Raw genomic sequence first — 26319 nt, 5'->3', positions numbered from 1 at the left:
CCCCCCATCCCTTGCCGCTTCGAGCGGCAGCGAGCTTCGGAGCCCGCAGGGATGGGGGGGTTCGGATTGCACGGGCTTTCGTCTCAGCGCCCGTCTTCACGGTCCGCGCGGCGGCTGGCCGTCATCTGCTGCCATACCGTCCCGGCCGCTTCCTCGCCGCGCTCGATCCGCTCCAGCGCCATCTTCGCCTGGAGGCGGATTTCGAACTCGGGGTCTTGCGCCGCTTCGCGCAGCGCATCGAGCGCGGTTTCGTCGCCCGCTTCATACAGGAAGCGGGCTGCGCGCCAGCGGACAAGCTTGTTCTTGTCCCGCAGCGCTTCGATCATCGGTCCGATCGCGGCGGGATCGCCGAGATCGGACAGCGTATCGCCGGCCGTCCGCCGCACCGAGGCGGACGGATCGCGCAGCGCATTGAACAGATGCGGCAGCGCTTCGGGGATACGCAGGTCGCCGAGATAGACGACGGCGAGCCGGCGCACCGAGACGTTGTCGTCCGCCAGCGCCTTGGCGAGCAGCGGCAGATGCTCCGGCTCCGGCGACATGCGCTCCAGCGCGGCGTAGCGGACGCGCCAATCCGGCGACTCGAGCCGCTCCGCAATTTCCGCCGCGGTCAGCTGGCGCGGACGGACGACGGGCTGCTGCGCTTCCCCGGTCTCCGCGCCCATCGCTTTGGCCGCTTCGACCAGCTCGCGCAGCCGCTCCGGCGGATAAGCCGCCTCCAGCTCGCGGACGACCTCCGCCGCGATCTCGGCCGGCTCCCCGTACCGGACGCCGAACTCCTCCAGCTTGCGCTCCCTTATCATCGTCGCGCCGGCCGCCTCCTGCACCGCCTCCGCGAACGGCTGCGGCAGCGCGGCGCGCTCTTCCCGATCGCCCATCCGGACGCGCACCTGGATCGGAATGCCGCGATACATCTGTACAAGCACATGGGCTTCGCCGAAGCCGTCCGCGGCAGTGCCGGGCTTATGGGCTTCGCTGTCGGCTTCCGCCGCCTGCAGCAGCTTGCGCACCTCGTCGAGGATGCGCGCCCAGTCCGCGCCCGGCTTCCGGTCGAGGGCGATGAAGTCGGCGGTGCGGAACAGCCCTTTCACCCCTTCGATCGCCAGCAGGCTTCGCAGCGGCTCCGGCGCTTTCTCCGCCTCCTTGGCCGAATACGTCTCATGCTTGCCCCGCGCCAGCGCCTCGTCGACGTTCAGTTTCATCGTATTGGGGCTTGGCGTCGGCTCAACGGAAATCAGTTTCACTGCGTATCCCTCCTTGATGCGTCCTTTCCTATCAGTTTACCTCAAATCCATTTCCGATGCGAATCGGCCGAATGCAGGCGATTTCCGGTTAAAGGGTTCTCATTTGATTTGGCTCCCGGCAATTGTTATCTTAGAGCATAGAGAAACGCGCTGCAGAAGGTGAGGGATAACGTTGCGCCGAACCCGATTCGACAATCTTGATCCGGTGCGCACGGAGAAAACGTTCCAGCAATTCAAGCGCTGGCGGCAGGAGCGCATTCGCAAGCTCAGAAACAAGGACTATTCGTATACCGTCCCGAACGTGACGCCGGATCTCGAATATTTGCACGGCAATCGGCAGCATCCGTCCTTGACGTGGATCGGCCATTCCACTTTTCTGATCCAGCTTGGCGGACTGAATATTGTGACCGACCCGGTATGGGCCGGACAGATGGCGTTTCAGCGTCGCCTGGCGCCGCCCGGCGTGCCGATTGGCGATATGCCGCCGGTCGATGTCGTGCTCGTATCGCATTCGCATTACGATCATTTGCATATCCCCTCGCTTCGCAAGCTGAACGGACCGAAGCGGCTGCTCGTCCCGGCGGGCCTTTCGAGCAAGCTGAGGCTGAAAGGCTTCTTCGACGTCGACGAGCTGAATTGGTGGGAGTCCGCCCGGATCGGGGACGTCCGGTTTACGTTCGTCCCTGCCCAGCATTGGACCCGGCGCACCCCGTGGGACATGAACCGCTCCCATTGGGGAGGCTGGGTGATGGAGCCCGTTGCGGAACAGCCGGAAACGGCGCGCGCGACGAAGGCGGACAGCGGCCGACCCGCCCTGGCGGGGGAGAGCGGCCGATCCGCCCTGGCGGGGGATAGCGATCGGTCCGTCCTGCCGACGGACAACGGCCGATCCGCCCTGGCAGGGGACAGCGATCAGTCCGCCCCTGCCGCTTCTTCCGGCCGCCCGGTTGTCTCCCGCAATCCGACGCTGTATTTCGCCGGAGACAGCGGGTATTTCCGCGGCTTCCGCGAAATCGGCCGGCGGTTCGCCATCGATGTCGCCATGATGCCGATCGGCGCCTACGATCCGGAGTGGTTCATGGGCCCGCAGCACGTGACGCCGGAGGAGGCGCTGCAAGCGTTCGAGGATACGGGCGCCGGCCTGTTCGTGCCGATGCATTACGGCGCGTTCAAGCTTGCCGACGACACGCCCCGCGAGGCGCTGGACCGGCTCGAAGCCGGGCGGGCCGCCCGCGGAATCGACGAAGGGCGGATCATCGTCCTGCCGCACGGGGAAACGTGGCGCCTTGACGGCGTATGACTTGCGGGGCGGCGAGCCTTATCCGAACAAACCAAACTTGAACAACAGAATGCCAAATGCGCACATCGTATTCCGGACGAATATCCGGTATACTCGGACATAGCAAGTTCAAGACTTAGTCAACCTGGAGGTCAATGCAATGAGTGATTCACCAATCCGCCTCGGCATTATCGGGGCTGGCGCGATAGGCAACGTCCATATGGAGGCGTTCGGCAAGACGGAAGGCGTCGAAGTGACGACGGTTACCGACGCTTATCTCCCGCTGGCGGAGAAGCGCGCGGCCGAGCACGGCATCGGCCATGTGCATGAGAATCCGCAAGCGCTGCTGGACGACCCGGATGTCGATGCCGTCGTCATTTGCGTGCCGAACCAGTTCCATGCTCCCCTTGCGATCGAAGCGCTGGAGAAGGGCAAGCATGTGCTGCTCGAGAAGCCGATGGCCATCGATGCGGAGGCGGCTCGCGCGATCGTCGAAGCGAAGAACCGTTCCGGCAAAGTGCTGATGATGTCGCATCAGATGCGCTGGTCGGGCATCAGCCGCGCGCTCAAGCAGGAGATCGAAAACGGCCGCGTCGGCCGCATTTACAACGCCAAAGCCGGCTGGTGGCGCAAAAAAGGCATTCCCGGCTGGGGATCGTGGTTTACCCGCAAAGATATGGCTGGCGGCGGTCCGCTCATTGATATCGGCGTCCATATGCTGGATCTGTCGCTCTATTTGATGGGCAACCCGAAACCGGTGTCCGTTTACGGCACCACATACGCGGAATTCGGTCCGAAGCGGCTCGGCACAGGCAACTGGGGGACGCCGAATTGGGACGGCTACTACGATGTCGAAGACCTGGCTACCGCGCTGATCAAGCTGGACAACGGCGCGACGCTGTCGCTGGAAGTGAGCTGGGCGGCGCATGCGGCCGGACTTCCCCAGGAACCGTTCATTCATCTGATGGGAACGGAAGGCGGCGTCGCCATGATCGGCGACAAAGGCAAATATGTAACCCATGAGGGAGACGAAGTCGTCGAGAAAGATGTCGAACCGCTAGCAGGCGAGAGCGACCGCTTGCTGCTGAACCGCCATTTCGTCGAATGCATCCGGGAAGGCAAGGAACCGATCACTTCGGCGATGTCGGGTTATACGAACAGCCGCATCCTCGACGCGATCTACGAGTCGTCGCGGACCGGCCACGAAGTGAAGCTGAACTGGGACTGACGCGCACGGACAAGGCAATCGGATCTCATTACGATCCGGTTGTCTTTTTTTCATGACCCGGTCGGGACAGCGGAAATGAAAAACGGCCTGAACGTCCGTCATTGGTCCCCTCTATCGGACTTTTCGCATCAATTATGCTATAATCAGTGGATGAATAGCAATGAGAGGCGGGATTGGACGAATGATCAGTACGAGCGGCGTTTCGCTCCGTTACGGGAAGCGGGCGCTCTTTGAAGATGTAAATATCAAGTTTACACCCGGCAACTGTTACGGGCTTATCGGCGCCAACGGCGCGGGCAAGTCGACGTTTCTGAAAATATTGTCCGGAGAGATCGAGCCGACGAGCGGCGAAGTTCATGTGACGCCGGGCGAACGGCTCGCGGTGCTGAAGCAGAACCATTTCGAATACGACGAGTTTCCGGTGCTTGAAACGGTCATTATGGGACACAAGCGGCTGTACGACGTGATGAAGGAGAAAGACGCGCTGTACGCGAAACCGGATTTCACCGACGAAGACGGCATGCGCGCGGGCGAGCTGGAAGCGGAATTCGCCGAAATGAACGGCTGGGAAGCGGAGGCGGAAGCGGCGGAATTGCTGAACGGCCTCGGCATTACACCGGATTTGCACGATAAGCGGATGGCGGAGCTTAGCGGCAACGAGAAGGTCCGGGTGCTGCTGGCGCAGGCGCTGTTCGGTCGCCCGAACATTTTGCTGCTGGACGAACCGACCAACCATCTGGACATCGAATCGATCAGCTGGCTCGAAAATTTCCTGACCGACTACGAAGGTACCGTCATTGTCGTCAGCCACGACCGGCATTTTCTGAACCAGGTATGTACGCATATTGCGGATATCGATTTCGGCAAAATCCAGCTGTATGTCGGCAACTACGATTTCTGGTACGAGTCGAGCCAACTGGCGCTGCAGCTGATGCGCGAGCAGAACAAGAAGAAGGAAGAAAAGATCAAGGAGCTGCAGGCGTTCATCCAGCGCTTCAGCGCCAACAAGTCCAAGTCCAGGCAGGCGACTTCGCGGAAGAAGCTGCTTGAAAAATTACGCTGGACGACATCCGTCCTTCGAACCGCAAATATCCGTTCATCCAGTTCAAGCCCGAACGCGAGGCGGGCAAGCAGCTTCTGCTTGTCGAAGGACTTACGAAGTCGGTAGAAGGCGAGAAGGTAATCGACAACCTGACGTTTACGGTGAACAAAGGCGACAAGATCGCTTTCGTCGGGCCGAACGGTCTGCCGAAAACGGTGCTGTTCCAGCTGCTGATGGGCGAGCTTGCGCCGGACGCCGGGTCATTCCAATGGGGCGTGACAACGTCTCAGTCTTATTTTCCGAAAGACAACTCGGCGTATTTCGACGGCGTCGATCTCAATCTGGTCGATTGGCTCCGCCAATATTCCAAGGAGCAGGACGAGACGTTCATTCGCGGCTTCCTCGGCAGGATGCTGTTCTCCGGCGACGAGGCGCTGAAAAAGCGAGCGTCCTCTCCGGCGGCGAGAAGGTGCGGTGCATGCTCGCCAAAATGATGCTGTCCGGGGCCAACGTGCTCATTATGGACGAACCGACGAACCATCTCGATCTCGAGTCGATTACGGCGCTCAACAACGGACTCATCGACTTCGACGGCACGCTGCTGTTTACGTCGCATGACCATCAGTTCGTGCAAACGGTGGCGAACCGGATCATGGAGATTACGCCGAACGGACTGATCGATCGCGTCATGACGTACGACGAATATTTGGAGAGCGACGAAATTAAAGCGCTGCGCGAGCGGATGTATGCGGCCGGATAATGCGAACCCGGCTGAAACGGACCGGCGCGGCTTGCAAAGACGGATCTTCCGGCAAAACGGGAGGTCCGTTTTTGCTGCGCGGCGGTCCGCGGCGGACGCGGAGAATGCCCATTTTATAGCTTTCGAAGGCGACTTTTTCGGATTTTTCGCGTATAAATCCATATGCAGCCGCTGGCGCGATGGCGAATCATGACGGAAAAGGTCGGTCGATAGTCACATTTTTCGACACGGCGGGTTGCGAAGAGCGAAAAATCGTTGTAGCTTAAAATAAACGGCAATTTTGGATGACAAGGAGCGAGCGAAAGTGTCCTTTTTTGACAAAATGAAGCAGAGCGCGACGGAAGCGGCCCGAAAAGCGCAGCAAACGGTTGAAGTGACGCGACTGAAAGCGCAAATTTCCTCCCGCGAGAAGGAGATCGAAAAGGTTTATACGCAAATCGGCGAGGCGGTGTTCCTTGCGTATGCGGCAGGCGATACGGCGCAATCGGAAAGCGAAGTGACCGCCCTGTGCGAAAGGGTGAAGAGCATTCGCGACGATATTGCCGAGCTTGAACGCCGGATCAAGTTTATCCGCATGGAGAAAACTTGCGAGTGCGGCCGGGTCGTCGGCATGGATGTCAAGTTTTGCCCGGATTGCGGGCGGCGTTTTCCGGATGAGCCGGTTTTCGAGGAGCCGCGCATCATCATATGCAGTTCCTGTCATGCCGACAACGAGCCGAATTCGAAGTTTTGCGCTTTCTGCGGTTCCGACTTGACCGGCGGTAACGTTCGGGAGCCGGAAGACGCACGGGTATATCTGGAGGAGCCGGCAGCGGCAGAATCGGATCAAGGTTCGTCCCAGGCCGGTCCCGGCGAATGGCAGGAGGACGGCGAGCCCGTTCGCGCTTCGGGCGATACGCGGCCGGAGACGGAAGTGCCGGCCGGGCATGCGGACGCAAGACCGGGCGGCGGATCGGAACGGGCTGCGGAGCAATCGCGGCCGACGTTCGGCTGGTCCGACGAGACGGCGGCCGGGGAAAGCGGGCCGGCACAAGGCTCCATATCGACTTCGCGCTATAAGGAAGTATACTATCGCGAGACGTTTCAGCGGCCCGAAAGCTACGTCCTGGACGAGGACGACGGGCAGCCGTCTCAGGCCGGGCCGGACGAACGCGAAGTCCCGCTCGACCGCCGTCACGGCGAAGGCTCGGGCAAACCCGGCGACGACAGCCGATAGTCCGGCCGCTTGCGCCCCTGTTCGGCTGGTCCGGACAGGGGCTGCGCTTTGTGCGGCGCTATCCGCATGGCGCGGACGGGAGCGGGCGGGTGCGGGCGGTCAAGGGTGCAGCCTGAATGCGCCGGGGCGGCCGGCTGCCGGATTAGACGCGACGGTAGGCGGGTATAATGGGAATGAACGTTTGGCGTCCTTTAGTTGCTTCAGGCCAATCTTGTTGTCGGCGGGCATAAAAATCCGCGCCGTTCAAACTTGTTGAGAACCTGCATAAATGTCCGCACAGGTCAACACTGTTTCTCTGGACCCACACGGTTGCTGTCGGGTATGATACTCATATTGGACTGTTAACGGGTTCGGGGGTGTCGATTCTGAGTCAATACGGAAATATCAAACAGGGAGAAAAGGGTGCCTGGGTCAGCATCGGCGCTTATTTGGCGTTATCCGCCGTCAAGCTGGCCGCCGGATACGTGTTCGCATCGAGCGCGCTTGTTGCCGACGGCTTCAATAATTTGACCGATATCGTCGCTTCCGCCGCCGTGCTGATCGGACTCCGGATATCGCAGAAGCCTCCGGACAATGACCATCCCTACGGCCACTTTCGGGCGGAGACGGTCGCGGCGCTGATCGCTTCCTTCATCATGGCGACAGTCGGCATCCAGGTGCTGATTACAGCGGGCCGTACGCTGTTCGCCCCGACCGAAGAGATTCCGGATCTTATGTCGGCCTGGGTAGCGCTGGCTGCTGCGATCGTCATGGGCGCCGTCTACTTGTACAACCGGAATTTGGCCAGGCGGATCAACAACCAGGCGTTGATGGCCGCCGCCAAGGACAACTTGTCCGACGCGCTCGTCAGCATCGGCGCGGTGGTCGGCATCGTGGGCGCGCAGCTCGGATTGCCTTGGCTCGATCCGGTCGCCGCTTTGGCGGTAGGACTCATGATCTGCAAAACGGCGTGGGATATTTTCTACAGCTCGACGCACGCGCTGACCGACGGCTTCGACGAGAACGAGCTGTCGGTGCTGCGCGCGACGATCGAGCGGACGAAAGGCGTCAAATCGATCAAAGATATAAAAGCGAGAGTGCACGGCAGCAACGTGCTGCTCGATGTGATCGTCCAGGTCGATCCGAAGCTATCGCTTGTGGAAAGCCACAATATCAGCGAAGAAATCGAAAGGCGTTTGGAACGAAAGCATAACATTATGAGCATTCATGTTCATGTCGAGCCGTACGTGCCGGAAACCTCTCCATGAAATACGGCGAACGGCCTGTATTTTTGGCTTAACCAGTCCTTGACGGGACTGGTTTTTTGTTGCCGAACCGATGCGGATACTTACAAAAAATAAAATTGTGTTGACTAAATAAATAAACAAATAGATAATATGATTATAAATAATGTAAACAAATTTGGAGATGTTGAAAATGGAAATGGAGCAGCTTTCGATTGACGAACTGAAGAGGGGCTACCGTTTCGATGCGGAATCCCGGTCCTATATTTGCAATTTCTGCCGAAAACGGTTTGAAGCAGGCGAGATTTTTCCGATCGAGAACCGGTTTTTCGATGCCGCCCGCGCCATTCAAATTCATGCGGACACCGAGCATGGCGACCGGCTGAAACGGCTGCTTTATGCGGAATCCAAATACAACGCGTTTACGGATAATCAAAAAGAGCTGTTGTTTTTGATTTATTCCGGCTTGTCCGACAAAGAAATCGCGACAAAACTGGGCATCTCCGCCGCCACAGTAAGGCATCAAAGGTTTACGTTTCGCGAAAAAGCGAAGCAAGCCAAAATGTACCTGGCGATTTACGAACAGGTCATGGAGAAAAAGTCTCCCGACGAAGAGGCGATTTTACCCGTTCACAGCCATGCCACGATGGTGGACGAGCGCTATATCATAACCGAAAAGGAAAAAGAGCGAATTCTCAAAACGGTATTTGAGAGTCTGTCGCCGCTGAAGTTAAAGTCGTTTCCGCCGAAAGAGAAGAAGAAGCTTGTCATCCTGGCGAAAATCACGGAACTGTTCGAGTACGGAAGAACATACTCCGAGAAGGAGATTAATGAAATTATAGGCGGGGTCTATGACGATTTCGCTGTCATCAGACGGTATTTGGTTGACTACGGATTTATGGCCAGAACGGCGGACGGCAAACAATATTGGCTGAAGTAAACGGAAGTCTTGTGATGACATGAAACCGGCATTGCAGCACGAACAGGAGAGAGGAGCAGGAACGATGGACAAGAACAAGCGCAGAGAGCTGCTGGAGGAATACAAGCGAATCAAAACATATATGGGCGTCGTCCGGATCGAGAACAAAGTGAACGGGAAAGTGTATATCGCCAGCTACCCCAATCTGAAAAACAAATGGCTGACCATACAAGCCCAGCTGGAGATGGGAAGGTTCCCCAACGCCGAGCTGCAGAAAGATTGGAATGAGCTGGGGCCCGATGCGTTCGCTTACGAGGTGCTGGAGCAGAAAGAAGCGGACGAAGTTGCCGATATGCGCTGGGAGCTGAAGCAAATCTTGAAGCCGTGGCTGGAAAAGCTGCAGCCTTACGGGGACAGGGGCTACAACAAGCCGTTAAGGCCATAACCCGCACTTTCGGAAGCCGCCTGATTGCGGCCTGTTTTCTATTCGGTCTCCCGGCGGTTCGCAACGTTTATTCGGTTTTATTCGGCTATGCAATAACGTGCAAAGGTTCTTGTCGTGGGCCGGTGACAAGAACCTTTTCCCTTTACGTCGAATGCGTTACTTTGCTTTGAAATGGACGATTCGGCCAGCAGAGGACAGTGGAAAATCAGTTATAGGGTATACCTGGATATTCCACCCGTTGATAAAGCCCCTTAATAAATGTGTAAAGACGTACGTAGTCTACCAAATTAGATTTCATAAGCACATCGAGCCGTTGATTGGGAAATTGATAGACCAGGTACGATTCTGTCATAAATCCGCAATGAGCCGCAAGTCCGAGGTTCCAATAATCCAAGTGGTGGTTGTCGCTGTAAATCAAGCCCTTTCCCCATATCATCTGCATTCCGGTGTGGTACGCTGCAGAAAAAGGGAAGAGTATTGTATCCATTTGTAATCGTAACTGGTATTTCCTGTATAGTTTGTATTTACCGCAGTCACATCAAAACCCATAGTATTCCAATTTATCACTCCGAAAGAACCGTAGTTCGGCAGCCACATGCTTAGACACCCTTTTTTATGGATCCATTCGTTGACTCTGGCTGCAAGCGGTTCATCGTTGGCATCGATTGCCTCCCTTTGCCAAAGAAAACCCCGAAAATCAAGATTTTGATGAAGATGGGCATTTTTATTCCAGCGGACCAAAAATTGATCGATCCACCATTTCACAGCTTCCAGACGATCGTCTTCCAGGAGGAAATTAAGGACGCGGCCGCCCACCGTTCCAAAGCTTTTCTGAAAGGGATGCGGGTACGGAATAGAAACCCATACATCCCGTTTCTCGTTGCCTGCCACATCAGCCAAAGCGTTCAAGTTCAAATTCGGCAGGAATAGAGCATCCGCCCATAAGAGCCAATCTGTAATATCAGAGGGTTCCCCAAAACCGACGAATAAAGGATATATGAAATGCTTTTCCCGGGCACGGATCCCATTGAATATAAAACCTTTGAACATATTATCTATAATCTGATTGTTTACTACGTATTTGGCATAAGGCAATAACTGATCTTTGGTCCAATACTGATTGGCATCACCCAGTAGCCCCCCACAAGGAATCATGCAAATATGATTGCGGAGTCCGTAAGCTTGGGGAGATAAGAAGCCTTTGGCAGAAGTTGGAATCAACCTTTTCACTCCCGGTTAGTTTAGTAGTATCGACATTCATTTTACATATATATGCATGACGAAGCGTTACGACCTACGGCATACAACCAATTAACATGAGAGTACAATCATTCGTTCCTGTGGCCGAATATACGGTAATATTGTGGTTTGTCTGCATATTCACCAGAGGGGGTTCGTTATGAAAATTCTTCATGTTCCTACTGAAATAGCGGGCCAAATGCAAACGCTGGTCAGCGGATTGCGGGAATCGGGCCATACGGTAAATGGATACAACTGGTTTCACACCTATTTAAAATACGGCGGGGGAATCATCAACACAGATGCTTACGAATTAAAAAATGTCATGGAAGCCTTGATCCGTTATGCAGATCTTATTCATTTTCATAACGGAAACAGCTTCCTGATTCACAACACCGATCTGCCGATATTACATCAAATAGGGAAAAAATGGTGATGCATCACTGGGGGAACGATGTGCGATCCCGCTCCGGCGCATTGTTACGCAATCCGTATCCTATTCCGCCCAGCTATTTAACTGACGAAAGCATTCACAAGCGGCTTTTGCACTTATCCTGTTATATCCAGCATAGCATAGTCCAAGATTATGAGCTTTACCCTTACGTAAGCGATTATTACCGGCATGTCCATGTGCTTCCGCTCGCCTGCCGGGTTACCGACATTCCTTGTTCATACCCATCGCCCGCTAACCGTAATCCGGTTATTATTCACGCGCCGACGAATCGCCTGTTTAAGGGTTCGGAATATATTGAAAAAGCGATTAAAGATTTGATAGGTGTTCATCCGTTTCATTATAAGGCCATTGAAAAGATGAGCCACCAGGAGGCTATGAGGATGTATGCGGCTTCCGACATTATCATCGATCAAATTTTATGCGGTACTTACGGAATGTTGAGTGTAGAAGCGATGGCGATGGGAAAGGTAGTCGTCGCTTTCATAAGGGATGACGTCAAAGTTAAATTTCCTAAAGAACTTCCAATCGTCATTGCTAATCCAGATACAATTCGTGATGTGTTGGGCCGGCTGATTAAAGACCCGGAGCTCAGGCATCGGATTGGGATAGAGAGCCGCAAATACGCGGAATCATTACACGACGTAAAAGTAGTCATTCCAAAGCTTCTGAACATTTACAAACAGATTGAAAGGACTGAGGTCTAGTATGTTGCCGACCATGAAAGTCATTCATGCACCTCTTGAGATAGCGGGGCAAGTGGGCTTGATTTGCGAGTTTCTGCGTAAATTGGGGATTCATTCCGTCGGCTATAACTATTATCAGACGTATCTGGATTACCGGAAGATTATCAATACCGACTCCTTTGAGCTCGCCAAAATATTGGACGCCGCAATTCAAGAATATGATTTGTTTCATTTTCATAACAGCTATACTTTTTGGAGGACCGTCGGGATATCGAGATGATTACGGACGCCGGAAAGAATATCATCATGCACCACCGCGGCAATGACGTGCGGTCGCGCGCTTTGGCGTTCAAGGGGAAGGGGTACGTCAATCCGTATGTCAACGCGGAATGTTCTCTTCCCGACGATGAGATTGACCGCAATTTGCGCTATTTTGCAAAGCATGCATCGGCTGCCATTGTCCAGGACTACGAGCTGTACGGATATGTAATCGACTACTATGCGAAAGAGGGAAAACCCGTCTATGTATTACCAAGACTAATCGACGTAAGCGCCGTTCAGCCAGCGTTCAAGGGGTCGTCCCATGAACCGCCGCTAGTCGTACATGCGCCGACTCAACGCGATTTCAAAGGAACAGCTTGGATTGAGGAAGCCGTGTCCCGGCTGCGGAAGGAAATGCCGATTCGTTTTCTGCTTGTCGAGGGAATGAGCCATGCCGAGGCGCTTCAATTATATCGCGAAGCGGATATTGTCATCGATCAAGTGCTATGCGGCGCCTACGGCAATCTTAGTGTAGAGGCGATGGCACTGGGCAAACCGGTTATTTGCTATATTCGGGAGGACTTGGTTAGCCGATACCCGCTGGATTTGCCGGTCGTTTCAGCGAATCCCGACAATTTGTACGACATGTTGAAAATGTTGGTTAAGGATAAGGAAATGCGCGAGGTGAGGGCAAGGTTGGGGCGTGCATACGTCGAGCGCCATCATTCGGCTTCCGTCGTCATTCAATCGTTGGTCAAGATCTATGAAGGGGTTTGGCGAAATGGGGGGAAGTGAATGCAACTTGAATATGCACAAGTAAAGAAAATAATCATGTTGGATACGATGAGCTGCTTCAGAAGACAGCGAAGTTTCCGATGGCTGGCGGAGGAATTTGAGCCTTTAACGCTTTATAGCCACGAAGACGGAAGGCGTTGCCCTTTCTTTACAGAGTTTTTGCTTGCTCCACAGCAATCTTCCCGCGGCCGCTTTTATTGCGGCCTGTATGCAGGATATGACCATGCGCGAAAGGAGGACTGGTCGGAATGGGTGGATTGGTTATTTATGAAAGAGCAAGGGGTCCATGCTCTTGCAACAGTTGCGGACCTCAACGGAATTCAAGAGATTGGCGTATGGCTCATGTTACCTTATCCGCCGCCCGGTGACTATATGTACGAACAAGGCAAGCGGCCCCGGCGCTTCAACATTCAGTTGCATCGTTTATTGGCTCTTCACGATACGATTGAAACGGTGATCGAACGATGGAGCCGTTTTTACGCAAGGACGCCTGTTCGCCTCCGGGGGTTTGTTTGGGGGCGGCAAGGCATACCGGAAGCCGATGTCGAGGTTGTTGAGATGTGCAATGAATGGATTGCCTCGCTCGGGCTGGAAAGGCTATGGATGGCTAATTACAGATCTAACCGGGTTATCGAGTGGAGGGAGCTTCATTTCTCAGCAATCGCATTGTTTGCGAATTATACGGGGCGCTCCGAATACGGGAAGGATTGGCTGTACAATACCGGAAAGTTTGCTGCGCTAAATGGAATGGGAATTCAAGTGGTAAATGGCCGGGGGGTAATCTATGACCCGAATCACGCCGACTTGTATTTGGAGATGGTAAAAAATATTTCAAGCAGGGAGGAAGAGGCCCGCTCGTTTACACGTTTCCGAATACAACGCCCCTTGATGTGCTTATAGAGGACCCGACAGCTTATCATCGGATATACGATTCGGTGACAATGACGATTCCAGAGTAAAGAGGTGATATATTGTGAAAATATTACATTTACCTCTGGAGGTTGGAGGTCAGATTGCAGAACTTTGTCTGCAGCTTCGGGCGCTGGGACATCAGGCTGTCGGATATAATTGGCGTCATAATTATTTGAAATATGACAATACCCTCCTCCATTCGGACGCTTACGAGATGCTCAACACGCTGGAGACGGCGATTACTTATTTTGATATTTTTCATTATCATACCGGCTACACGCTTTTTAAGGATAAGACCGACATTGAACGTGTGATTCATGCAGGCAAGAAGGTCGTCATGCATCATAGAGGGAACGATGTCCGCATTCCGAGCCGGGCCGTAAAGGGGCAACATTACTTTAATCCCTACGTTTATACAGGGGATTCTCTTCCTGAGCAACAAATTTTGTCTAATCTTTCTTATTTCTCCAAGCATCTGAATACAGCAATTGTGCAAGACTATGAACTGTACGATTATGCGGCTGATTATTACCGGAATGTACACATTTTGCCGCGTCCTATTAATATTGAACGAATCAGGCCTCAGGAAACGACCGCCCCCCATGACCTCCCGATCGTTGTTCACGCACCGACGAGCCGTGCATTCAAAGGAACGGAAGATATTATCCGCATTACGGAAAAACTTCGCCGGGAGATTCCGTTTCATTTCATTTTATTAGAGAAGGTCCCCAGGGAAACAACGTTGTCATGTATGAGGGAGGCCGATATCATCGTTGATCAGATCAACTGCGGAATGTACGGCAATGTCAGTGTGGAGGGAATGGCACTTGGCAAGACCGTAGTTTGCTACTTGCGTCCGGACATCAAAGCGCGTCTTCCCAAGGAAATTCCGATCGTTTCGGCGAATAGGGACACCCTTTATGATGAATTAAAGCGGCTCCTTTTGGATGAAGACCTTAGAAGGCGGTTGGGCAAGCAAGGAAGATTGTATGCGGAAGCCTGGCATGACGCCAAGGTTGTCGCCAAGCAGTTGATTTCGATTTATGAAACTCTTTAGCTTGTTTTACAGAGAGAGGTATGAGCATGAATATTTTACACTTGCCCATTGAAATTGCCGGTCAGATCGGGGCCATTTGCAGTTCACTTCAACAAAGAGGGTATTTTGCAAGAGGATTTAATTTTTTTCAACCTATCTCGGATATAAGGAGCACCTTCTTAATACGGATGTATTTGAGATGGGACGAATGTTCGAGGAAGCGACCCAATGGTTTGATCTGTTTCACTACCATTACGGTTTGTCCCTTTATCCGAAATTCAAGGACTTGGAGCTGCTTAAGCAGCTTGGCAAGCCGGTCGTCATGCATCATTGGGGCAATGACGTCCGGATGAACAGCATCGCCAGGCTGCACAATCCATATGTCTATACCGGTGATTCCCCTCCGGAGGAAACGGTTCGGCGTACACTAACCACACTCGGGCACTATTTCAGCGACGTGATTGTGCAGGACTACGAAGTGCTTCCATACGTTGAACCGTATTACCGCCGGGTTCATGTAATTCCGCTGGCGATCGAATTGAACCGGTTTACACCGGCCTATCCGTCTCTTGCGGAAAAGAATCCGCTGGTCGTGCATGCGCCTACGAATCAAGCTTTTAAAGGAACTTTCCATATCGAGAAAGCCATCGAGGCACTGCGCAAGGAGATGCCGTTTAGGTACAATCGCATTGAGAAAATGTCCCATGAGGAAGCGGTTCGCATGTATCGTCAGGCCGATATTGTGATCGATCAAATTTTGTGCGGGTCCTACGGGCTGCTGAGCGTGGAAGCGATGGCGTTCGGGAAACCGGTGATCGCTTATATAAGGCCGGATTTACTGCCGAAATATGTCGGTCTTCCCATCAGCATAGCGAATCCGGATACCATCTATGACGTGCTTAAGGACTTGCTATTGTCGCCGGAAAAACGGCTGCAAGCGGGTTTGGCCGGCAGAAGTTATGTCGAGAGGCAGCACGAGAGCGGGAAGGTTGCAGAGCAAATTCTTAAAGTGTATCAATTAGCAAGGACGAATACGGGATAAATGAAATTTATATTCAGAATTGTGTATTAGCCGCCTCGAAGTGAAGACCGTTCTAATAGAATGGTTAGAAAAATAGGGGGTGGTGGCCGGATGAAGCATTTGGTGAAAAACAGCCGCTCTGAAATGAATCCGCAGTTAGCGACACCTGTCGAAAACTCTAAAAATCCCAAAGTGTCAGTCATTATCCCAGTTTATAATGAATCTCGCACCATCGCTAGGATCATTATGGAAGCCCGAGATGTCCACCCTCAAACAGAAGTCATTGTCGTTGACAACGGATCAACCGACGGTTCCGCAGAAATTGCCGAACAAATGGGGGCCAAAGTAATCCGCTACCCGTCTCCGCTAGGCTACGATGTCGGACGGTGCATAGGAGCAAAGGCGGCAAAGGGAGACATGATGTTATTCATCGATGGAGATTTTGTCATTAACTCCGGGCAGCTTGTTCCATTTATTCAAGCGTTGGAACGTGGAGTGGACGTAGCCTTAAACAAGTATGAGGGACCAGACCGTCTCGGACGCGTCCGTTTATCCAAGAGGGTTTTGAACGAATTCTTGTCGTCCCCTCATTTAGGCGCCGCTTCGATGGCGACGGTCCCGCACGCGCTAAGCCAAAAGGCTTTGAAGGTCATCGCCTGTGAGCAGCTGATGGTGCCGCCAAAAGCACAGGCGATTGCCGTATTGAGCGGCCTTGTTGTCGAACCGGTCAGTTTTGTCGATGTAGGTGCGCTAAATCCAAGAAGAAAGTCTCCAGATTCGGTCGAGGACCTTATTGTAGGGGATCATCTTGAAGCTATCCATTGGATCCTTACTCGAGGTGATTCCCGGGCGAATTATCCCGATTTCGGAAGGAAACGTGAGAAGGTGAGAGACTGAGATGAAAATGAACTCACGAGTTAAGGGCAATCGTGCTAAAGACAATATCCGTGCCGTCCGCAAATCGGAAAATCGCCGCGTACGAAAAGGGAAAATAAGTAAGGTCAAAGACCTATATGATACTGGTTTGCGCTCCGTGGGGTGGTTTTGGCCCAAAACGGCTCACTGTGAACCTCCGGAAGAAATTCAATGGACCCGCCATTTAAATGCCAGCTGGGCGAAGTGGTTTAAAGAACAAGGATTCAAGAATATAACGGATATCAACTATCCGCACAGTTGCAGACAGTTTATTCGCGGCTTTTGCGAAGCGGTAAATATCAACATTACCTGTGACTTGTTGCTGCCAACCGCGAAATCCGTGGCATGCATCATTACGGCAATGAACGAAAGCGAAACGCTAAAAGCTCAACTTGGCGAGCTGACGCGCCTTCCGTTTGAAGAGATCATCGTCGTACTTAACGGGTCTACAGATAACAGCCATGAAGTAGTTCGTCATTATCCAAATCGCATTACAGTCGTTTATTTCGATGCGGCACTTGGCTACGATGTGGGAAGAGCGGTCGGAGCGAAGGTTTCCAACTCGGAAATATTGCTTTTTTGGATGGGGATATGTCGATTGGCGTCGATCTCCTCCTGCCGTTCATTTATGAAATGGAGAAGGGAGCGGACGTTGTTCTGAATCCGATCTCTTCGCTTCTGCCGAAAAGCGGTAGAATAGACTCCGTATCCGTCGCCAAGCAATTTTTGAATGTTTGCCTGGGAAGGAAGGATCTGCTTTCCGATTCATTAACCGCTATACCTCATGCACTATCCCGCAATGCCGTTAAGAAGATCGGTTACGGCGTATTGGCGGTTCCTCCTGTAGCCCACGCGAGGGCCGTTCGGCTCGGTCTGTCCATACTCAAATCGCCTGAAACAGTGGACGTCATCACAAGCAACCGGATTCGTAGAGGGAACACTGGCTTGGGAAATCGGGTGGAGAGGCTCATTTTAGGCGATCATTTGGAAGCCCTGCATGAATTGATGAAAGATTCGGGTCCCCGGTTGTGGTTCAAGGACAACGTACGCCAACGGGACTTTGAAAATAAGGGGGAAGCGAAAGATGATCAATACGAACGTGATCATCCCGACTTATAATGCAGTCGAGCTTCTTAAAGAGTGTGTGAACTCGATCAGCAAACATACAGATGAGGAATATGAAATCATCGTGGTCGACAACGGATCCGATGACGGAACATATGAATATTGCTGCAAGGAACGGATCACGATGATTTCCTTGCCTTGGCAGCAAACTTTTATTACGGCTTGCAATAACGGACTGAAGCTGTCGTCGGGAGAGAACCTGGTGATTATGACGGAAAAAACAATTGTGAAGCCCCATTGGCTTACCGATATGCTTGAAGGTGTGTATCTAGCGGACCAGATCGGCATTGCCCGCCCGACGTCTACTGCATATGTCAATGAGTCGGGGTTGAACAAGTGGCAGCGTATTGAGCAGATTTCCAACGAATGCATCCTTATGAAACGCGAATTGATAGTCAAAATCGGTTACTTTCAGAAGCCTCAAACACCTGGATCAGGTATATTTGACGATTATTGCGAGCGGGCGCGTCAAGCGGGCTATCGTTGGGTGAAGGCCGGTAAAGTGGAGATCAACCGGAACGGGGGGCGACAAAGCTGACGTCATGAAAATATTTTTTTGAGTCATCTCTCTTGCTACATCAATAGTTTGGCTGACGCACTATCCCAAATCGGACACAAGATCTACTACCAAACCTCGTGGAACATGAAAGAGATCGAAGCTGGAATTGCGCATTTTCGCCCGGAAATGCTGATTACGGTCGGAATCGACAAACCGATGTTCGATCCCTCCCTTGATGTTCTGCCGGAGTTGTGCGAAAAGTACTCGTTATACCACATTTATTGGGCCACGGAAGATAAAATTCATTTTGAAGGTATTTCGCTGCCGTATGTTCGCCGTGTGAAACCGGATATGGTCTTGACGATCCATCCGGATTGCGTGAAGAACTACCGCAGCATGGGAATCGAATCGGAGTACTTGAACTTTGCGTTTAATCCGCGATTGTTTCCTCCAAAAACAATGAAAACGGAGGAAATATACGAGATTGCCTTCGTCGGGACAACGCATTTGGAAACGAAAACGTACCGATACGACAGCCTGAAGCAATTGTTATTTCCATTGCTTCAAATGGATGTGAGGGTCGACGTTTGGGGTCACAACTGGATGGAGAGCAAGGATTTCCTGGAAAAGGAGTTCAACGCATCCATCACTCCATCCGCTGCACACGGGTTTTGCCTTACAAGCATACGGTAGCCGTTTATCATCAAAGCAAAATTATGCTGGGCATTCAAAATGCCCGGGATCAGGTCACCCAGCGAACCTTCGAAATTTTAGGTTCCGGCTCACTGATGCTTGCCAGCCGTACGGAAGAATTGGAAAGACTCTTTGAACACGAGGAAGAAATCATTTTATCCTCCTCGCCCGAAGAAACGATAGAGTACGCCCGGTATTATTTAAAGCACCCAGAGGAACGGATGCGTATAGGACTCAAGGCAAGGAAGAAGATCTTGGCGGAGCATACATTTGAAAGACATTTAAATCGAATTTGGCCATTCATATACGAGAGCTTTAGGGGGAAAAGGAGAGAAACACATGATAGAATTAGTTCCTTTGGTGCGTCAATTTCGATCAATAAAGCATGAGATCTTGAACTCCGTTGCCGAGACGATTGATTCGGGGAAATTCGTGCTTGGTCCCAATGTTCAAATGCTGGAAAAAGAAGTCGCCGATTATTTGCAAGTTGCCGAGACCATCGGCGTTGCCAACGGCACGGATGCGCTGGTTCTAACATTAGAAGCCTACAACATCGGGCCTGGTGACGAGGTCATCACAACGCCGTTTACATTCTTTGCCACCGCCGAGGCGGTGTCCAGGGTCGGAGCCACCCCCGTTTTTGCCGATGTGGATCCGGAAACGTATTGCATCGACCCGGCAAGCATTGAAGAAAAGCTAACGCCGGCAACCAAAGCCATCATTCCCGTTCATCTGTTCGGACAGCCTGCGGACATGGATGAAATTATGGCCATTGCCGGCAAATACGGGTTGGTCGTGATTGAGGATGCCTGCCAAGCGTTCGGGGCCGAATATAAAGGAATGCGAGTGGGCAGTATCGGCCATGCGGCGTGTTTTCGTTTTTCCGACAAAAAACGTAAGCACGATCGGTGACGGCGGCCTCATTGCGACCTCCGACAAGCATCTCGCCGAGCGAATTCGCCGGCTGCGCCAGCATGGCAGCACTCGAAAATATTATCATGACGAGATCGGCTACAACAGCCGTTTGGATGAGATTCACGCGGCGATCTTGCGGACCGGTTTGCGGAAGATCGATGAGTGGAACCGGGTGCGGAGGCGCTTGGCGGACCGTTACCGCGAAGCATTAAAGCCTTTGAATACTTTGCGGGCGAATCCTGCAAAAGAGGACAGAACGCATATTTACCATCTTTTCTGCATTAAGACCCAGCGGAGAGATCGAGTGCAGGAGGCGTTGGCACAGCGCAACATTCACAGCGGGGTCTATTATCCTTGTCCGCTCCACCTGCAGAAAGCCTATGCGCATTTGGGTTATAGGCCGGGTTCGCTGCCTGTTGCGGAACGCCTGTCCGAAGAGCTGCTCGCTATACCCATGAGCCCGTTTCTTTATGAGAGTGAACAGGACCAAGTGATCGAGGCATTGCTCAGCCTTGAAGGGAAGATCAAGTCATGATCGGATTCGGATTAATCGGATGCGGCAGAATCGCTGAACGGCACGTCGCTTCGGTCGCGAAGTGCGAGAAGGCGCGGTTAACCGCGCTTTGCGACGTTCAGGAGGAGCGGATGAACTATACGGAACAGAAATACAGGGAACAGACCGCTTCTGAAGAGAAAATCGCAAAATACCGGGACGTTGGCGCATTGCTGCGGGATGACGGAATTCAAGCGGTCATTATTTCCACACCGTCCGCTTTTCATGCCGAGCTTGCGAAACAAGCGATTGCAAGCGGAAAGCACGTCATCCTGGAAAACCGATGGCGCTCTCCCTATACGATGCGGAAGAAATTGTGCGAATGTCAGAACAGCATCAAGTGATCGTACAGGTGTGCCACCAGTTAAGATACAGGCCTCTCATGAAGCGGATCAAGGAACTGATTCAAACCGGGGCGATGGGGCATGTATTTTTGGGCGTAGCTTCCATGAGGTTGAACCGATCCAAGTCCTATTACGAGGACGCGCCGTGGAGGGGAACCTGGGATCTGGATGGCGGCATGCTGCTGAACCAGGGGATCCATCTGGTCGATTTGTTGCAATGGTTTATGGGGGATTGCGGAGAAGTGTACGCAAGCATGCTTCGAGGAACCTTGCCGAAACAAACCGAGGATGTCGCAGCCGGAATCGTGAAATTCCAAAACCGCTCGATTGGTGTCATCGAAGCCAACACCCTGACCTACCCCAGCAACTTTGATAACAGTATTACATTATTTGGTGAGAAGGGGACAGTCAGCATCGGGGGAATCGGGCTGAATGAAATCCGTAAGTGGTCGTTTGCCGATCCTTCCGCCATGCGTCCCGTTCCAAACGACGATGCGGATGAGCATTTCGAGATGTACCGGCAGTTTATTCATGCGGTCGAAGGCATACCAGGCTCATCGGTGATTTCTGCCTCTGAAGGGAAGAAGGCTCTCGAGATTATTTTCGCCTTATACCATTCTGTCAAGACGCATCAGGCCGTTAAGATGCCTATCACCGGTTTTTCTACATCGACGATGGCAGAAATGGAGGAGTGGAAGTGAGTTTTCTTTTTGACAAAGTGCTTGTGACGGGAGGGGCCGGTTTTATCGGATCCCAGCTTTTGCGGCGGATTCTGCCCTTATCCCGAAGCGTGATTGTAATCGATGATTGTTCGACCGGCAGGCGAGAGAATGTTCCCTGCTCGGAACGGTTGACATTTATCGAAGAGTCGTTTGTCAATGAATCGCTGCTGGACGAGGTTCTCCCGGGGACCACCCACATTTATCATGTGGCATGCAGAAATTTGGTCATGTCCGCTCAAAATACGGATGTTGATTTTCATGTGAATTTATACGGCGGCTACTTGCTGTTGAAAAAAGCAAAAGAAAGATGTCCGAAGCTCGAACGATTTGTATATACCTCGACAGCCTCTGTCTACGGAAACGCCGATGTGCTCCCGACTCCGGAATCCAGTTACGAGACGACTATACCCTACGCGGCAAGCAAATTTTCAATGGAACATTATTGCCAAGTCTACCAACGGATGTATCAATTGCCTATCGCCGTACTGCGCTTATCCAATGTGTACGGTCCCGGGCAATCCACCAGCAATCCCTATTGCGGAGTTGTGGCCAAATTTTTTGAGTCTGCCGCCGCCGGGCTTCCTTTCCAAATTTACAGCGACGGCACACAAACGCGGGATTACACCTACATTGAGGATGCCGTTGAAGCGTTGCTTACGGCCGGAACCCATTCGGCTGCGGTCGGAAACGTGTTTAATATTGGAACGGCCGTTGAAACGAGCGTCAATCGGCTTGCGGAAATGATCGCCGAGATCTGCGGTATTACTTCTCCGGTCGTAAACTATCAACCGAAGCGGCCTGTTGACGTTGTCTACCGAAGGTGTTTGGATGCCGGGCTGTCGTATCGGATGCTGGGGTGGAAGGCGCAGACCGAATTAGCACAAGGTCTTCTCAAGACGTATCAGTGGCTGGGAGGGGAGCGGGAATGAAGGTCTTCCACGGTATTATCGAGATCGCCGGACAGATGGGCATTATGTGCGGCGAGCTGAAGCGGAGAGGACACTTGGCCACAGGCTACAACATTTTTCACTCTTACTTGGGTTACAGGGACAATCTCATCAATACCAATCTCGATGAAATCAAGAATACCTCCAAGCACATTATCAATTTTTTCGATGTATTCCACTTCCATTATGCCAGCAGCCTGATTCCCGGATACAAGGATCTTGAGTTGATCAAAAGCAAGGGCAAAAAATGATCATGCACCATTGGGGGAACGATGTTCGTTTTCACGAGCAGGCAAGGGAAAATAATCCGTATGTTTACACGGGGGACTCTCCCGCAAACGAGGTCATGCATGATCGCTTGGTTCAAATCAGCCGATATGTGGATGAGGCGATCGTGCAAGATTACGAGGTCTACCCTTACGTGGAGCGATATTACAAGAAGGTTCACGTGGTGCCGATCGCTATTGACCTTGAACCGTTCACTCCCGTATTCCCGAAGAAGGATGTAAGGCGGCCGTTGATCCTTCACGCACCGACTAACCCTGATTTTAAGGGGACTTTGGTGATTGAGGCGGCCATCAAACAATTGGAGAAATCGTATGACTTTCAATATCTTCGCATCGAAAAAATGAATCACGAAGAAGCAGTCAAGCTCTTTAGCGAAGCGGATATCATTGTTGACCAAATCCGCTGCGGATCCCACGGCTTGTTCAGTGTAGAAGCGATGGCTTGTGGGAAGCCGGTGATTGCCTATATTAGGGACGATTTGGCGCTCAAGTTCCCGCCGGAGTTACCGATTGTGAACGCAAATCCGGACAACGTGGCAGATCGAATCAAATTTTTGCTTGAAAATCCGGAAACCCGGAGTGAACTGGGCATGAGAGGAAGGGCATACGCAGAGAAATATCACGACAAGAAGGTTGTAGTGGATACGCTGGAGCGAATCTATGAACAGCTGCCCAGCTGACGACCCGAGAGAAGGAGGGAACAGCGTTGAATTCGATAGTGAAAACTTCGTTATTTATTCCCAACCGTTTTTTTGTTGATGGAAAGGAAATGTACGTTTCATTTAACATCGCGGTGATTCCAGAGGATATGGCGTTGATCTCCATGACACTATATGTACCTCTTCCCGTCGGGAACCTGGAAGCTCAACTTTATCTTCACGAAATTACTACAGGATGGGATGAGCAACATATTCAAAGTGTTCGTCCCACACTCTCGGAAATGATCAATAGAAGGCAAATTTCGCCGGGTACGAGGGAAGAAAGCTTTCACTTGGAGCATCTCGCCCATGGCTGGCGCTTCAATAGCTTTGAAAATCACGGGGTTTATGTACGGCTGGAATCCGCAGACCAAATTCAGTTTTCACCGGAAGAACCCCCTTACCTAATTCTGGGGACCGTTTGATGTAAACCCAATTCATCTGTTGTCCGCTAGATACGAATTTATAGGGGGAAGGGAGTAAGGCACAAAACATGGAAGAAGCGTCTGTCATATACGGGAAAAATGTAACCCTGGGCCAGCATGTTAGTTTGGAACCGGGAGTCAGGATCGGAGACAATGTAACGATCGGGAATTTTGTTGTCGTTAAGAGCGGCACTCAGATTGGGGACAATGTTCAGATCGGCGATTTATGCGTACTTGGAAAGGTTCCATTTCATAATAAAAAGGTGGCGCTAAAACCATCTACTGAACTGAATCCGCTTGTCATCGGAGATCATGTAAAAATCGGCAGCGAGGTTGTTATTTATCGCGGGGTAACATTGGAATATGACGTCCTTGTGGGAGATATGGCCAGTATTCGGGAACGCGTTTCGGTTGGAGAAAGCAGTATTATTGGGCGCAATGTCATTGTTGAACCTAGAACAGTTATCGGAAGACGTGTCACCATTCAAACATCATCTTACATTACCAGCGACATGCTTATTGAAGATCAGGTATTTATCGGACCTTGTTGTTCTACCTCCAACGATAAATACATGGGACTTGGAAACTACAAACATCAAGGACCCGTCATAAAGAAACATGCAAGAATCGGGAATAATGCAACCTTGCTCCCAGGAGTTATCATTGGAGAACATGCTGTCGTAGGTGCAGGGGCCGTCATCACGAAGGATGTTCCTGAAGGGCAAACATTTGTTGGTAATCCGGGGCGACTTTTGGCGCGAGGAGGAAGTTCAATTGAATAAAATAGAGTTATGGGGGGGAATCAATTGAACCAAATTCGTTTAATCCAGAAAGATAAAGTCGCTGTTGTTGGACTCGGTTATGTCGGACTCCCTCTCGCTGTTCATATTCAGCAAAAGGGTATCCCGTTATCGGGATTGACAAAGACAAGAACAAGCTTCAGTTGCTTCAGAACGGACAAAGTTATATTCCGGACGTTACCCATCATCAAATCAAAGAAGCGATGAAAGCCGGGTTTCAAGCAAATGTACCGGGAGAACTCATCCGGGGAGCCAAGTATATTATCGTTTGTGTACCCACCCCTCTAGATGATTCGGGAGAGCCAGAGCTTGGGGCATTAAAAAGTGCATCGGCTTTCATCTCGAGAAATTTGCAACCCGGTCAGACTGTAATCTATGAAAGCTCTACGTACCCGGGGACGTTGGAGGAAGTGGTCTGGCCCATCCTGTCAAAGAGCGGCTTAAAGGTCGGCCAGGATTTTTATTTGGGATATTCCCCGGAAAGGATTGATCCCGGCAATCATCGTTACCCGCTAGAAACGATCCCTAAAGTGGTCAGCGGCTTAACGAATGCGTGCAAAGAAAAGGTGAACCAATTTTATAGCACTTTGTTTCATAAAACCGTACCGGTGAGTCATCCGCGGGTGGCGGAAATGTGCAAATTAATTGAAAATATCCAACGGTTGGTCAACATTTCACTGGTAAATGAAATAGAAATCATTTGTGAAAGTATGAACATCGACTTTCGCGAAACGTTGCAAGCCGCGGCTACTAAACCGTTCGGGTTTACTCCTTATTTTCCAGGACCCGGCATTGGTGGTCATTGCATTCCTGTCGACCCGCTATATTTTCAATGGAAAGCCAAGAAATACGGAAAAAGCAGCAAATTAATTGAAGCGGCGCATGAAATCAACAACTATATGCCGTTCCACATTGCAGAACGAATCGGCAAAAAACTGGAGTCGCTTCCGGGAGATCCTAAAGAGAAAAAAGTGTTGCTGATCGGTTTAGCGTATAAAAAAGACGTCAATGACATCCGTGAATCTTCTGCAATCAAAGTATTTAAACTGTTGTTGCAGATGGGCTACCAAGTGGAATATCACGATCCTTTTGTATCTAATGTTACGCTGTCTTCCGAGAAGTATGTCTCGAAAGTGATGAATAAAGGGCTTCTTCAATCCGCTGACCTCGTCGTCATTCTAACCGATCATTCGAACGTGGACTGGAGCCTGGTCAAGTCCCATGCCAAAGCTGTGATCGATACTCGCGGGGTTATATGAATGGTCATGAAAGAGGCGAGCAAGCTGCTGATCACTGGGGAGACGGGATTTATAAAGTTCGTATATTGTAGATCGGCTGCTTGCGTCATGCTACTAAGTTGAGGTATTAGATGATGAGAAACCGCCGAGTTTGTACCGAACAAAAAAACAGCGACCGCCCCGTACAGGCGCATCGCTGTTTTTTCGTGTACGGCGTGCCCAGAAAGCACGCATCTTCTCCGGTCTCAACCAATTGTGGCAAGCGGATATCAAGGATGAGCTCATACTTGTTACGAAGACACTCGGCTAAGAGCTTGTACCCATAGATATGCTCTTCACCTTCCACAAGCTCCAACAGCCATTCTTTTATCTGCTCGTCGCTTATTTTGCGTCCCTGCAGC

Annotated in this window: 30 protein-coding genes and 3 pseudogenes; 30 read left to right on the top strand and 3 right to left on the bottom strand. The window is 51.7% G+C overall.

Going from position 1 to position 26319, the window contains the following annotated elements; all coding sequences use genetic code 11:
• Positions 1-83: 83 nt before the first annotated feature.
• Entirely contained in the window at positions 84-1244 is a 1161-nt protein-coding gene (locus PACILC2_RS18430; protein WP_062495585.1) for a conserved virulence factor C family protein, read from the bottom strand.
• Between the two features lie 172 nt (positions 1245-1416).
• On the opposite strand from PACILC2_RS18430, the gene PACILC2_RS18425 reads away from it, so the two are divergent.
• The 9 genes and pseudogenes from PACILC2_RS18425 (at position 1417) to PACILC2_RS18395 (ending at position 9356) form a co-directional block, all read left to right on the top strand.
• Complete coding sequence (locus PACILC2_RS18425) at positions 1417-2544, top strand: MBL fold metallo-hydrolase (RefSeq protein ID WP_213530015.1); 1128 nt, start codon at positions 1417-1419, stop codon at positions 2542-2544.
• A 139-nt stretch (positions 2545-2683) separates the two neighbouring features.
• Positions 2684-3751, top strand: a complete 1068-nt coding sequence (locus tag PACILC2_RS18420; protein WP_062495581.1) for a Gfo/Idh/MocA family protein — start codon at positions 2684-2686, stop codon at positions 3749-3751.
• Between the two features lie 181 nt (positions 3752-3932).
• Positions 3933-4919 (top strand): ABC-F family ATP-binding cassette domain-containing protein, encoded by a 987-nt coding sequence (locus PACILC2_RS29510; protein ID WP_372447172.1) that lies wholly within the window; start codon positions 3933-3935, stop codon positions 4917-4919.
• Between the two features lie 35 nt (positions 4920-4954).
• Positions 4955-5271 (top strand): annotated as a pseudogene (locus PACILC2_RS29505) (ATP-binding cassette domain-containing protein); the annotation flags it as partial.
• Positions 5272-5553, top strand: a complete 282-nt coding sequence (locus PACILC2_RS29500; protein ID WP_372447173.1) for a hypothetical protein — start codon at positions 5272-5274, stop codon at positions 5551-5553.
• 304 nt (positions 5554-5857) lie between these two features.
• Positions 5858-6769: a zinc ribbon domain-containing protein gene (locus PACILC2_RS18410; protein ID WP_213530013.1), complete on the top strand. Its 912-nt coding sequence runs from the start codon at positions 5858-5860 to the stop codon at positions 6767-6769.
• Between the two features lie 365 nt (positions 6770-7134).
• Positions 7135-8016: a cation diffusion facilitator family transporter gene (locus tag PACILC2_RS18405; protein ID WP_062497228.1), complete on the top strand. Its 882-nt coding sequence runs from the start codon at positions 7135-7137 to the stop codon at positions 8014-8016.
• 169 nt (positions 8017-8185) lie between these two features.
• On the top strand, positions 8186-8932 hold the full coding sequence (locus PACILC2_RS18400; protein ID WP_213530011.1) for a DUF2087 domain-containing protein: 747 nt from the start codon (positions 8186-8188) through the stop codon (positions 8930-8932).
• 64 nt (positions 8933-8996) lie between these two features.
• Entirely contained in the window at positions 8997-9356 is a 360-nt protein-coding gene (locus PACILC2_RS18395) for a GIY-YIG nuclease family protein (protein ID WP_213530009.1), read from the top strand.
• Positions 9357-9788: 432 nt separating this feature from the next.
• On the opposite strand, the gene PACILC2_RS18390 is transcribed toward PACILC2_RS18395, so the two are convergent.
• On the bottom strand, positions 9789-10577 hold the full coding sequence (locus PACILC2_RS18390; RefSeq protein WP_213530007.1) for a DUF4855 domain-containing protein: 789 nt from the start codon (positions 10575-10577) through the stop codon (positions 9789-9791).
• 178 nt (positions 10578-10755) lie between these two features.
• Between PACILC2_RS18390 and PACILC2_RS18385 the strand changes: the two genes are divergently transcribed.
• From PACILC2_RS18385 to PACILC2_RS18285, 21 genes and pseudogenes are all read left to right on the top strand, one after another.
• Positions 10756-11031 carry a hypothetical protein gene (locus PACILC2_RS18385; protein ID WP_213530005.1) on the top strand — a complete coding sequence of 92 codons (276 nt, stop codon included), beginning with the start codon at positions 10756-10758 and terminating at the stop codon, positions 11029-11031.
• Positions 11031-11753 carry a glycosyltransferase gene (locus tag PACILC2_RS18380; protein ID WP_213530003.1) on the top strand — a complete coding sequence of 241 codons (723 nt, stop codon included), beginning with the start codon at positions 11031-11033 and terminating at the stop codon, positions 11751-11753. Before PACILC2_RS18385 ends, PACILC2_RS18380 begins: the two co-directional genes overlap by 1 nt.
• 231 nt (positions 11754-11984) lie before the next feature.
• Complete coding sequence (locus PACILC2_RS18375; protein WP_213530001.1) at positions 11985-12788, top strand: glycosyltransferase family protein; 804 nt, start codon at positions 11985-11987, stop codon at positions 12786-12788.
• Complete coding sequence (locus tag PACILC2_RS18370) at positions 12789-13688, top strand: DUF4855 domain-containing protein (RefSeq protein ID WP_213529998.1); 900 nt, start codon at positions 12789-12791, stop codon at positions 13686-13688.
• A gap of 73 nt (positions 13689-13761) precedes the next feature.
• Positions 13762-14757 (top strand): glycosyltransferase family protein, encoded by a 996-nt coding sequence (locus tag PACILC2_RS18365; protein ID WP_213529996.1) that lies wholly within the window; start codon positions 13762-13764, stop codon positions 14755-14757.
• A 178-nt stretch (positions 14758-14935) separates the two neighbouring features.
• On the top strand, positions 14936-15778 hold the full coding sequence (locus tag PACILC2_RS18360; protein ID WP_213529994.1) for a glycosyltransferase family 4 protein: 843 nt from the start codon (positions 14936-14938) through the stop codon (positions 15776-15778).
• A 90-nt stretch (positions 15779-15868) separates the two neighbouring features.
• A complete protein-coding gene (locus PACILC2_RS18355; protein WP_213529992.1) occupies positions 15869-16654 on the top strand; it encodes a glycosyltransferase family 2 protein in 786 nt (261 codons plus the stop codon).
• Position 16655: 1 nt separating this feature from the next.
• Entirely contained in the window at positions 16656-17333 is a 678-nt protein-coding gene (locus PACILC2_RS18350) for a glycosyltransferase family 2 protein (protein ID WP_213529990.1), read from the top strand.
• Complete coding sequence (locus PACILC2_RS18345; RefSeq protein ID WP_213529988.1) at positions 17264-17791, top strand: hypothetical protein; 528 nt, start codon at positions 17264-17266, stop codon at positions 17789-17791. The genes PACILC2_RS18350 and PACILC2_RS18345 overlap by 70 nt, the downstream gene beginning before the upstream one ends.
• Entirely contained in the window at positions 17757-18335 is a 579-nt protein-coding gene (locus PACILC2_RS18340) for a glycosyltransferase family 2 protein (protein WP_062495558.1), read from the top strand. The genes PACILC2_RS18345 and PACILC2_RS18340 overlap by 35 nt, the downstream gene beginning before the upstream one ends.
• An 18-nt stretch (positions 18336-18353) precedes the next feature.
• On the top strand, positions 18354-18989 hold the full coding sequence (locus PACILC2_RS18335) for a DUF3880 domain-containing protein (RefSeq protein ID WP_443678858.1): 636 nt from the start codon (positions 18354-18356) through the stop codon (positions 18987-18989).
• The gene (locus PACILC2_RS18330; protein ID WP_443678857.1) at positions 18884-19378 is read left to right on the top strand and encodes a glycosyltransferase family protein; all 495 of its coding nucleotides are present in this window, start codon (positions 18884-18886) and stop codon (positions 19376-19378) included. Before PACILC2_RS18335 ends, PACILC2_RS18330 begins: the two co-directional genes overlap by 106 nt.
• 43 nt (positions 19379-19421) lie before the next feature.
• Positions 19422-20439 (top strand): annotated as a pseudogene (locus tag PACILC2_RS29495) (DegT/DnrJ/EryC1/StrS family aminotransferase).
• On the top strand, positions 20436-20801 hold the full coding sequence (locus PACILC2_RS18320) for a Gfo/Idh/MocA family protein (RefSeq protein WP_213529976.1): 366 nt from the start codon (positions 20436-20438) through the stop codon (positions 20799-20801). The pseudogene PACILC2_RS29495 and the gene PACILC2_RS18320 overlap by 4 nt, the downstream one beginning before the upstream one ends.
• Before the next feature lie 38 nt (positions 20802-20839).
• The gene (locus tag PACILC2_RS18315) at positions 20840-21502 is read left to right on the top strand and encodes a Gfo/Idh/MocA family protein (RefSeq protein WP_213529974.1); all 663 of its coding nucleotides are present in this window, start codon (positions 20840-20842) and stop codon (positions 21500-21502) included.
• Positions 21499-22452, top strand: coding sequence for an NAD-dependent epimerase/dehydratase family protein (locus PACILC2_RS18310; RefSeq protein WP_062495550.1), 954 nt, complete (start codon positions 21499-21501; stop codon positions 22450-22452). Before PACILC2_RS18315 ends, PACILC2_RS18310 begins: the two co-directional genes overlap by 4 nt.
• Positions 22449-22721: a hypothetical protein gene (locus PACILC2_RS18305; protein WP_213529972.1), complete on the top strand. Its 273-nt coding sequence runs from the start codon at positions 22449-22451 to the stop codon at positions 22719-22721. Before PACILC2_RS18310 ends, PACILC2_RS18305 begins: the two co-directional genes overlap by 4 nt.
• Positions 22718-23437: a glycosyltransferase family 4 protein gene (locus PACILC2_RS18300; protein WP_213529970.1), complete on the top strand. Its 720-nt coding sequence runs from the start codon at positions 22718-22720 to the stop codon at positions 23435-23437. The genes PACILC2_RS18305 and PACILC2_RS18300 overlap by 4 nt, the downstream gene beginning before the upstream one ends.
• A gap of 26 nt (positions 23438-23463) precedes the next feature.
• Positions 23464-23880: a hypothetical protein gene (locus PACILC2_RS18295; RefSeq protein ID WP_213529968.1), complete on the top strand. Its 417-nt coding sequence runs from the start codon at positions 23464-23466 to the stop codon at positions 23878-23880.
• Positions 23881-23948: 68 nt separating this feature from the next.
• Positions 23949-24662 (top strand): N-acetyltransferase, encoded by a 714-nt coding sequence (locus PACILC2_RS18290; RefSeq protein ID WP_213529966.1) that lies wholly within the window; start codon positions 23949-23951, stop codon positions 24660-24662.
• Between the two features lie 9 nt (positions 24663-24671).
• Positions 24672-25939: pseudogene (locus PACILC2_RS18285) on the top strand (nucleotide sugar dehydrogenase).
• Between the two features lie 106 nt (positions 25940-26045).
• Here PACILC2_RS18285 and PACILC2_RS18280 read toward each other — a convergent pair.
• A partial coding sequence (locus tag PACILC2_RS18280) for a hypothetical protein (protein ID WP_213529964.1) occupies positions 26046-26319 on the bottom strand: 274 nt, incomplete at its 5' end.

This window comes from Paenibacillus cisolokensis, from assembly GCF_018403665.1.
GTDB lineage: Bacteria > Bacillota > Bacilli > Paenibacillales > Paenibacillaceae > Paenibacillus_AH > Paenibacillus_AH cisolokensis.
Note: the sequence above shows the minus strand (reverse complement) of the source record. Positions and strands in the feature narration are given on the sequence as shown.

Bases quoted from the DNA above. Each gene is read 5' to 3' on its own strand.
- PACILC2_RS18290 (WP_213529966.1), top strand. From the start codon at position 23,949: ATGGAAGAAGCGTCTGTCATATACGGGAAAAATGTAACCCTGGGCCAG.
- PACILC2_RS18380 (WP_213530003.1), top strand. From the start codon at position 11,031: ATGCATCACTGGGGGAACGATGTGCGATCCCGCTCCGGCGCATTGTTA.
- PACILC2_RS18350 (WP_213529990.1), top strand. From the start codon at position 16,656: ATGAAAATGAACTCACGAGTTAAGGGCAATCGTGCTAAAGACAATATC.
- PACILC2_RS18420 (WP_062495581.1), top strand. From the start codon at position 2,684: ATGAGTGATTCACCAATCCGCCTCGGCATTATCGGGGCTGGCGCGATA.
- PACILC2_RS18385 (WP_213530005.1), top strand. From the start codon at position 10,756: ATGAAAATTCTTCATGTTCCTACTGAAATAGCGGGCCAAATGCAAACG.
- PACILC2_RS18340 (WP_062495558.1), top strand. From the start codon at position 17,757: ATGATCAATACGAACGTGATCATCCCGACTTATAATGCAGTCGAGCTT.
- PACILC2_RS18305 (WP_213529972.1), top strand. From the start codon at position 22,449: ATGAAGGTCTTCCACGGTATTATCGAGATCGCCGGACAGATGGGCATT.
- PACILC2_RS29510 (WP_372447172.1), top strand. From the start codon at position 3,933: ATGATCAGTACGAGCGGCGTTTCGCTCCGTTACGGGAAGCGGGCGCTC.
- PACILC2_RS18355 (WP_213529992.1), top strand. From the start codon at position 15,869: ATGAAGCATTTGGTGAAAAACAGCCGCTCTGAAATGAATCCGCAGTTA.
- PACILC2_RS18395 (WP_213530009.1), top strand. From the start codon at position 8,997: ATGGACAAGAACAAGCGCAGAGAGCTGCTGGAGGAATACAAGCGAATC.
- PACILC2_RS29500 (WP_372447173.1), top strand. From the start codon at position 5,272: ATGCTCGCCAAAATGATGCTGTCCGGGGCCAACGTGCTCATTATGGAC.
- PACILC2_RS18300 (WP_213529970.1), top strand. From the start codon at position 22,718: ATGATCATGCACCATTGGGGGAACGATGTTCGTTTTCACGAGCAGGCA.
- PACILC2_RS18400 (WP_213530011.1), top strand. From the start codon at position 8,186: ATGGAAATGGAGCAGCTTTCGATTGACGAACTGAAGAGGGGCTACCGT.
- PACILC2_RS18315 (WP_213529974.1), top strand. From the start codon at position 20,840: ATGAAGCGGATCAAGGAACTGATTCAAACCGGGGCGATGGGGCATGTA.
- PACILC2_RS18320 (WP_213529976.1), top strand. From the start codon at position 20,436: ATGATCGGATTCGGATTAATCGGATGCGGCAGAATCGCTGAACGGCAC.
- PACILC2_RS18360 (WP_213529994.1), top strand. From the start codon at position 14,936: ATGGGACGAATGTTCGAGGAAGCGACCCAATGGTTTGATCTGTTTCAC.
- PACILC2_RS18345 (WP_213529988.1), top strand. From the start codon at position 17,264: ATGTCGATTGGCGTCGATCTCCTCCTGCCGTTCATTTATGAAATGGAG.
- PACILC2_RS18370 (WP_213529998.1), top strand. From the start codon at position 12,789: ATGCAACTTGAATATGCACAAGTAAAGAAAATAATCATGTTGGATACG.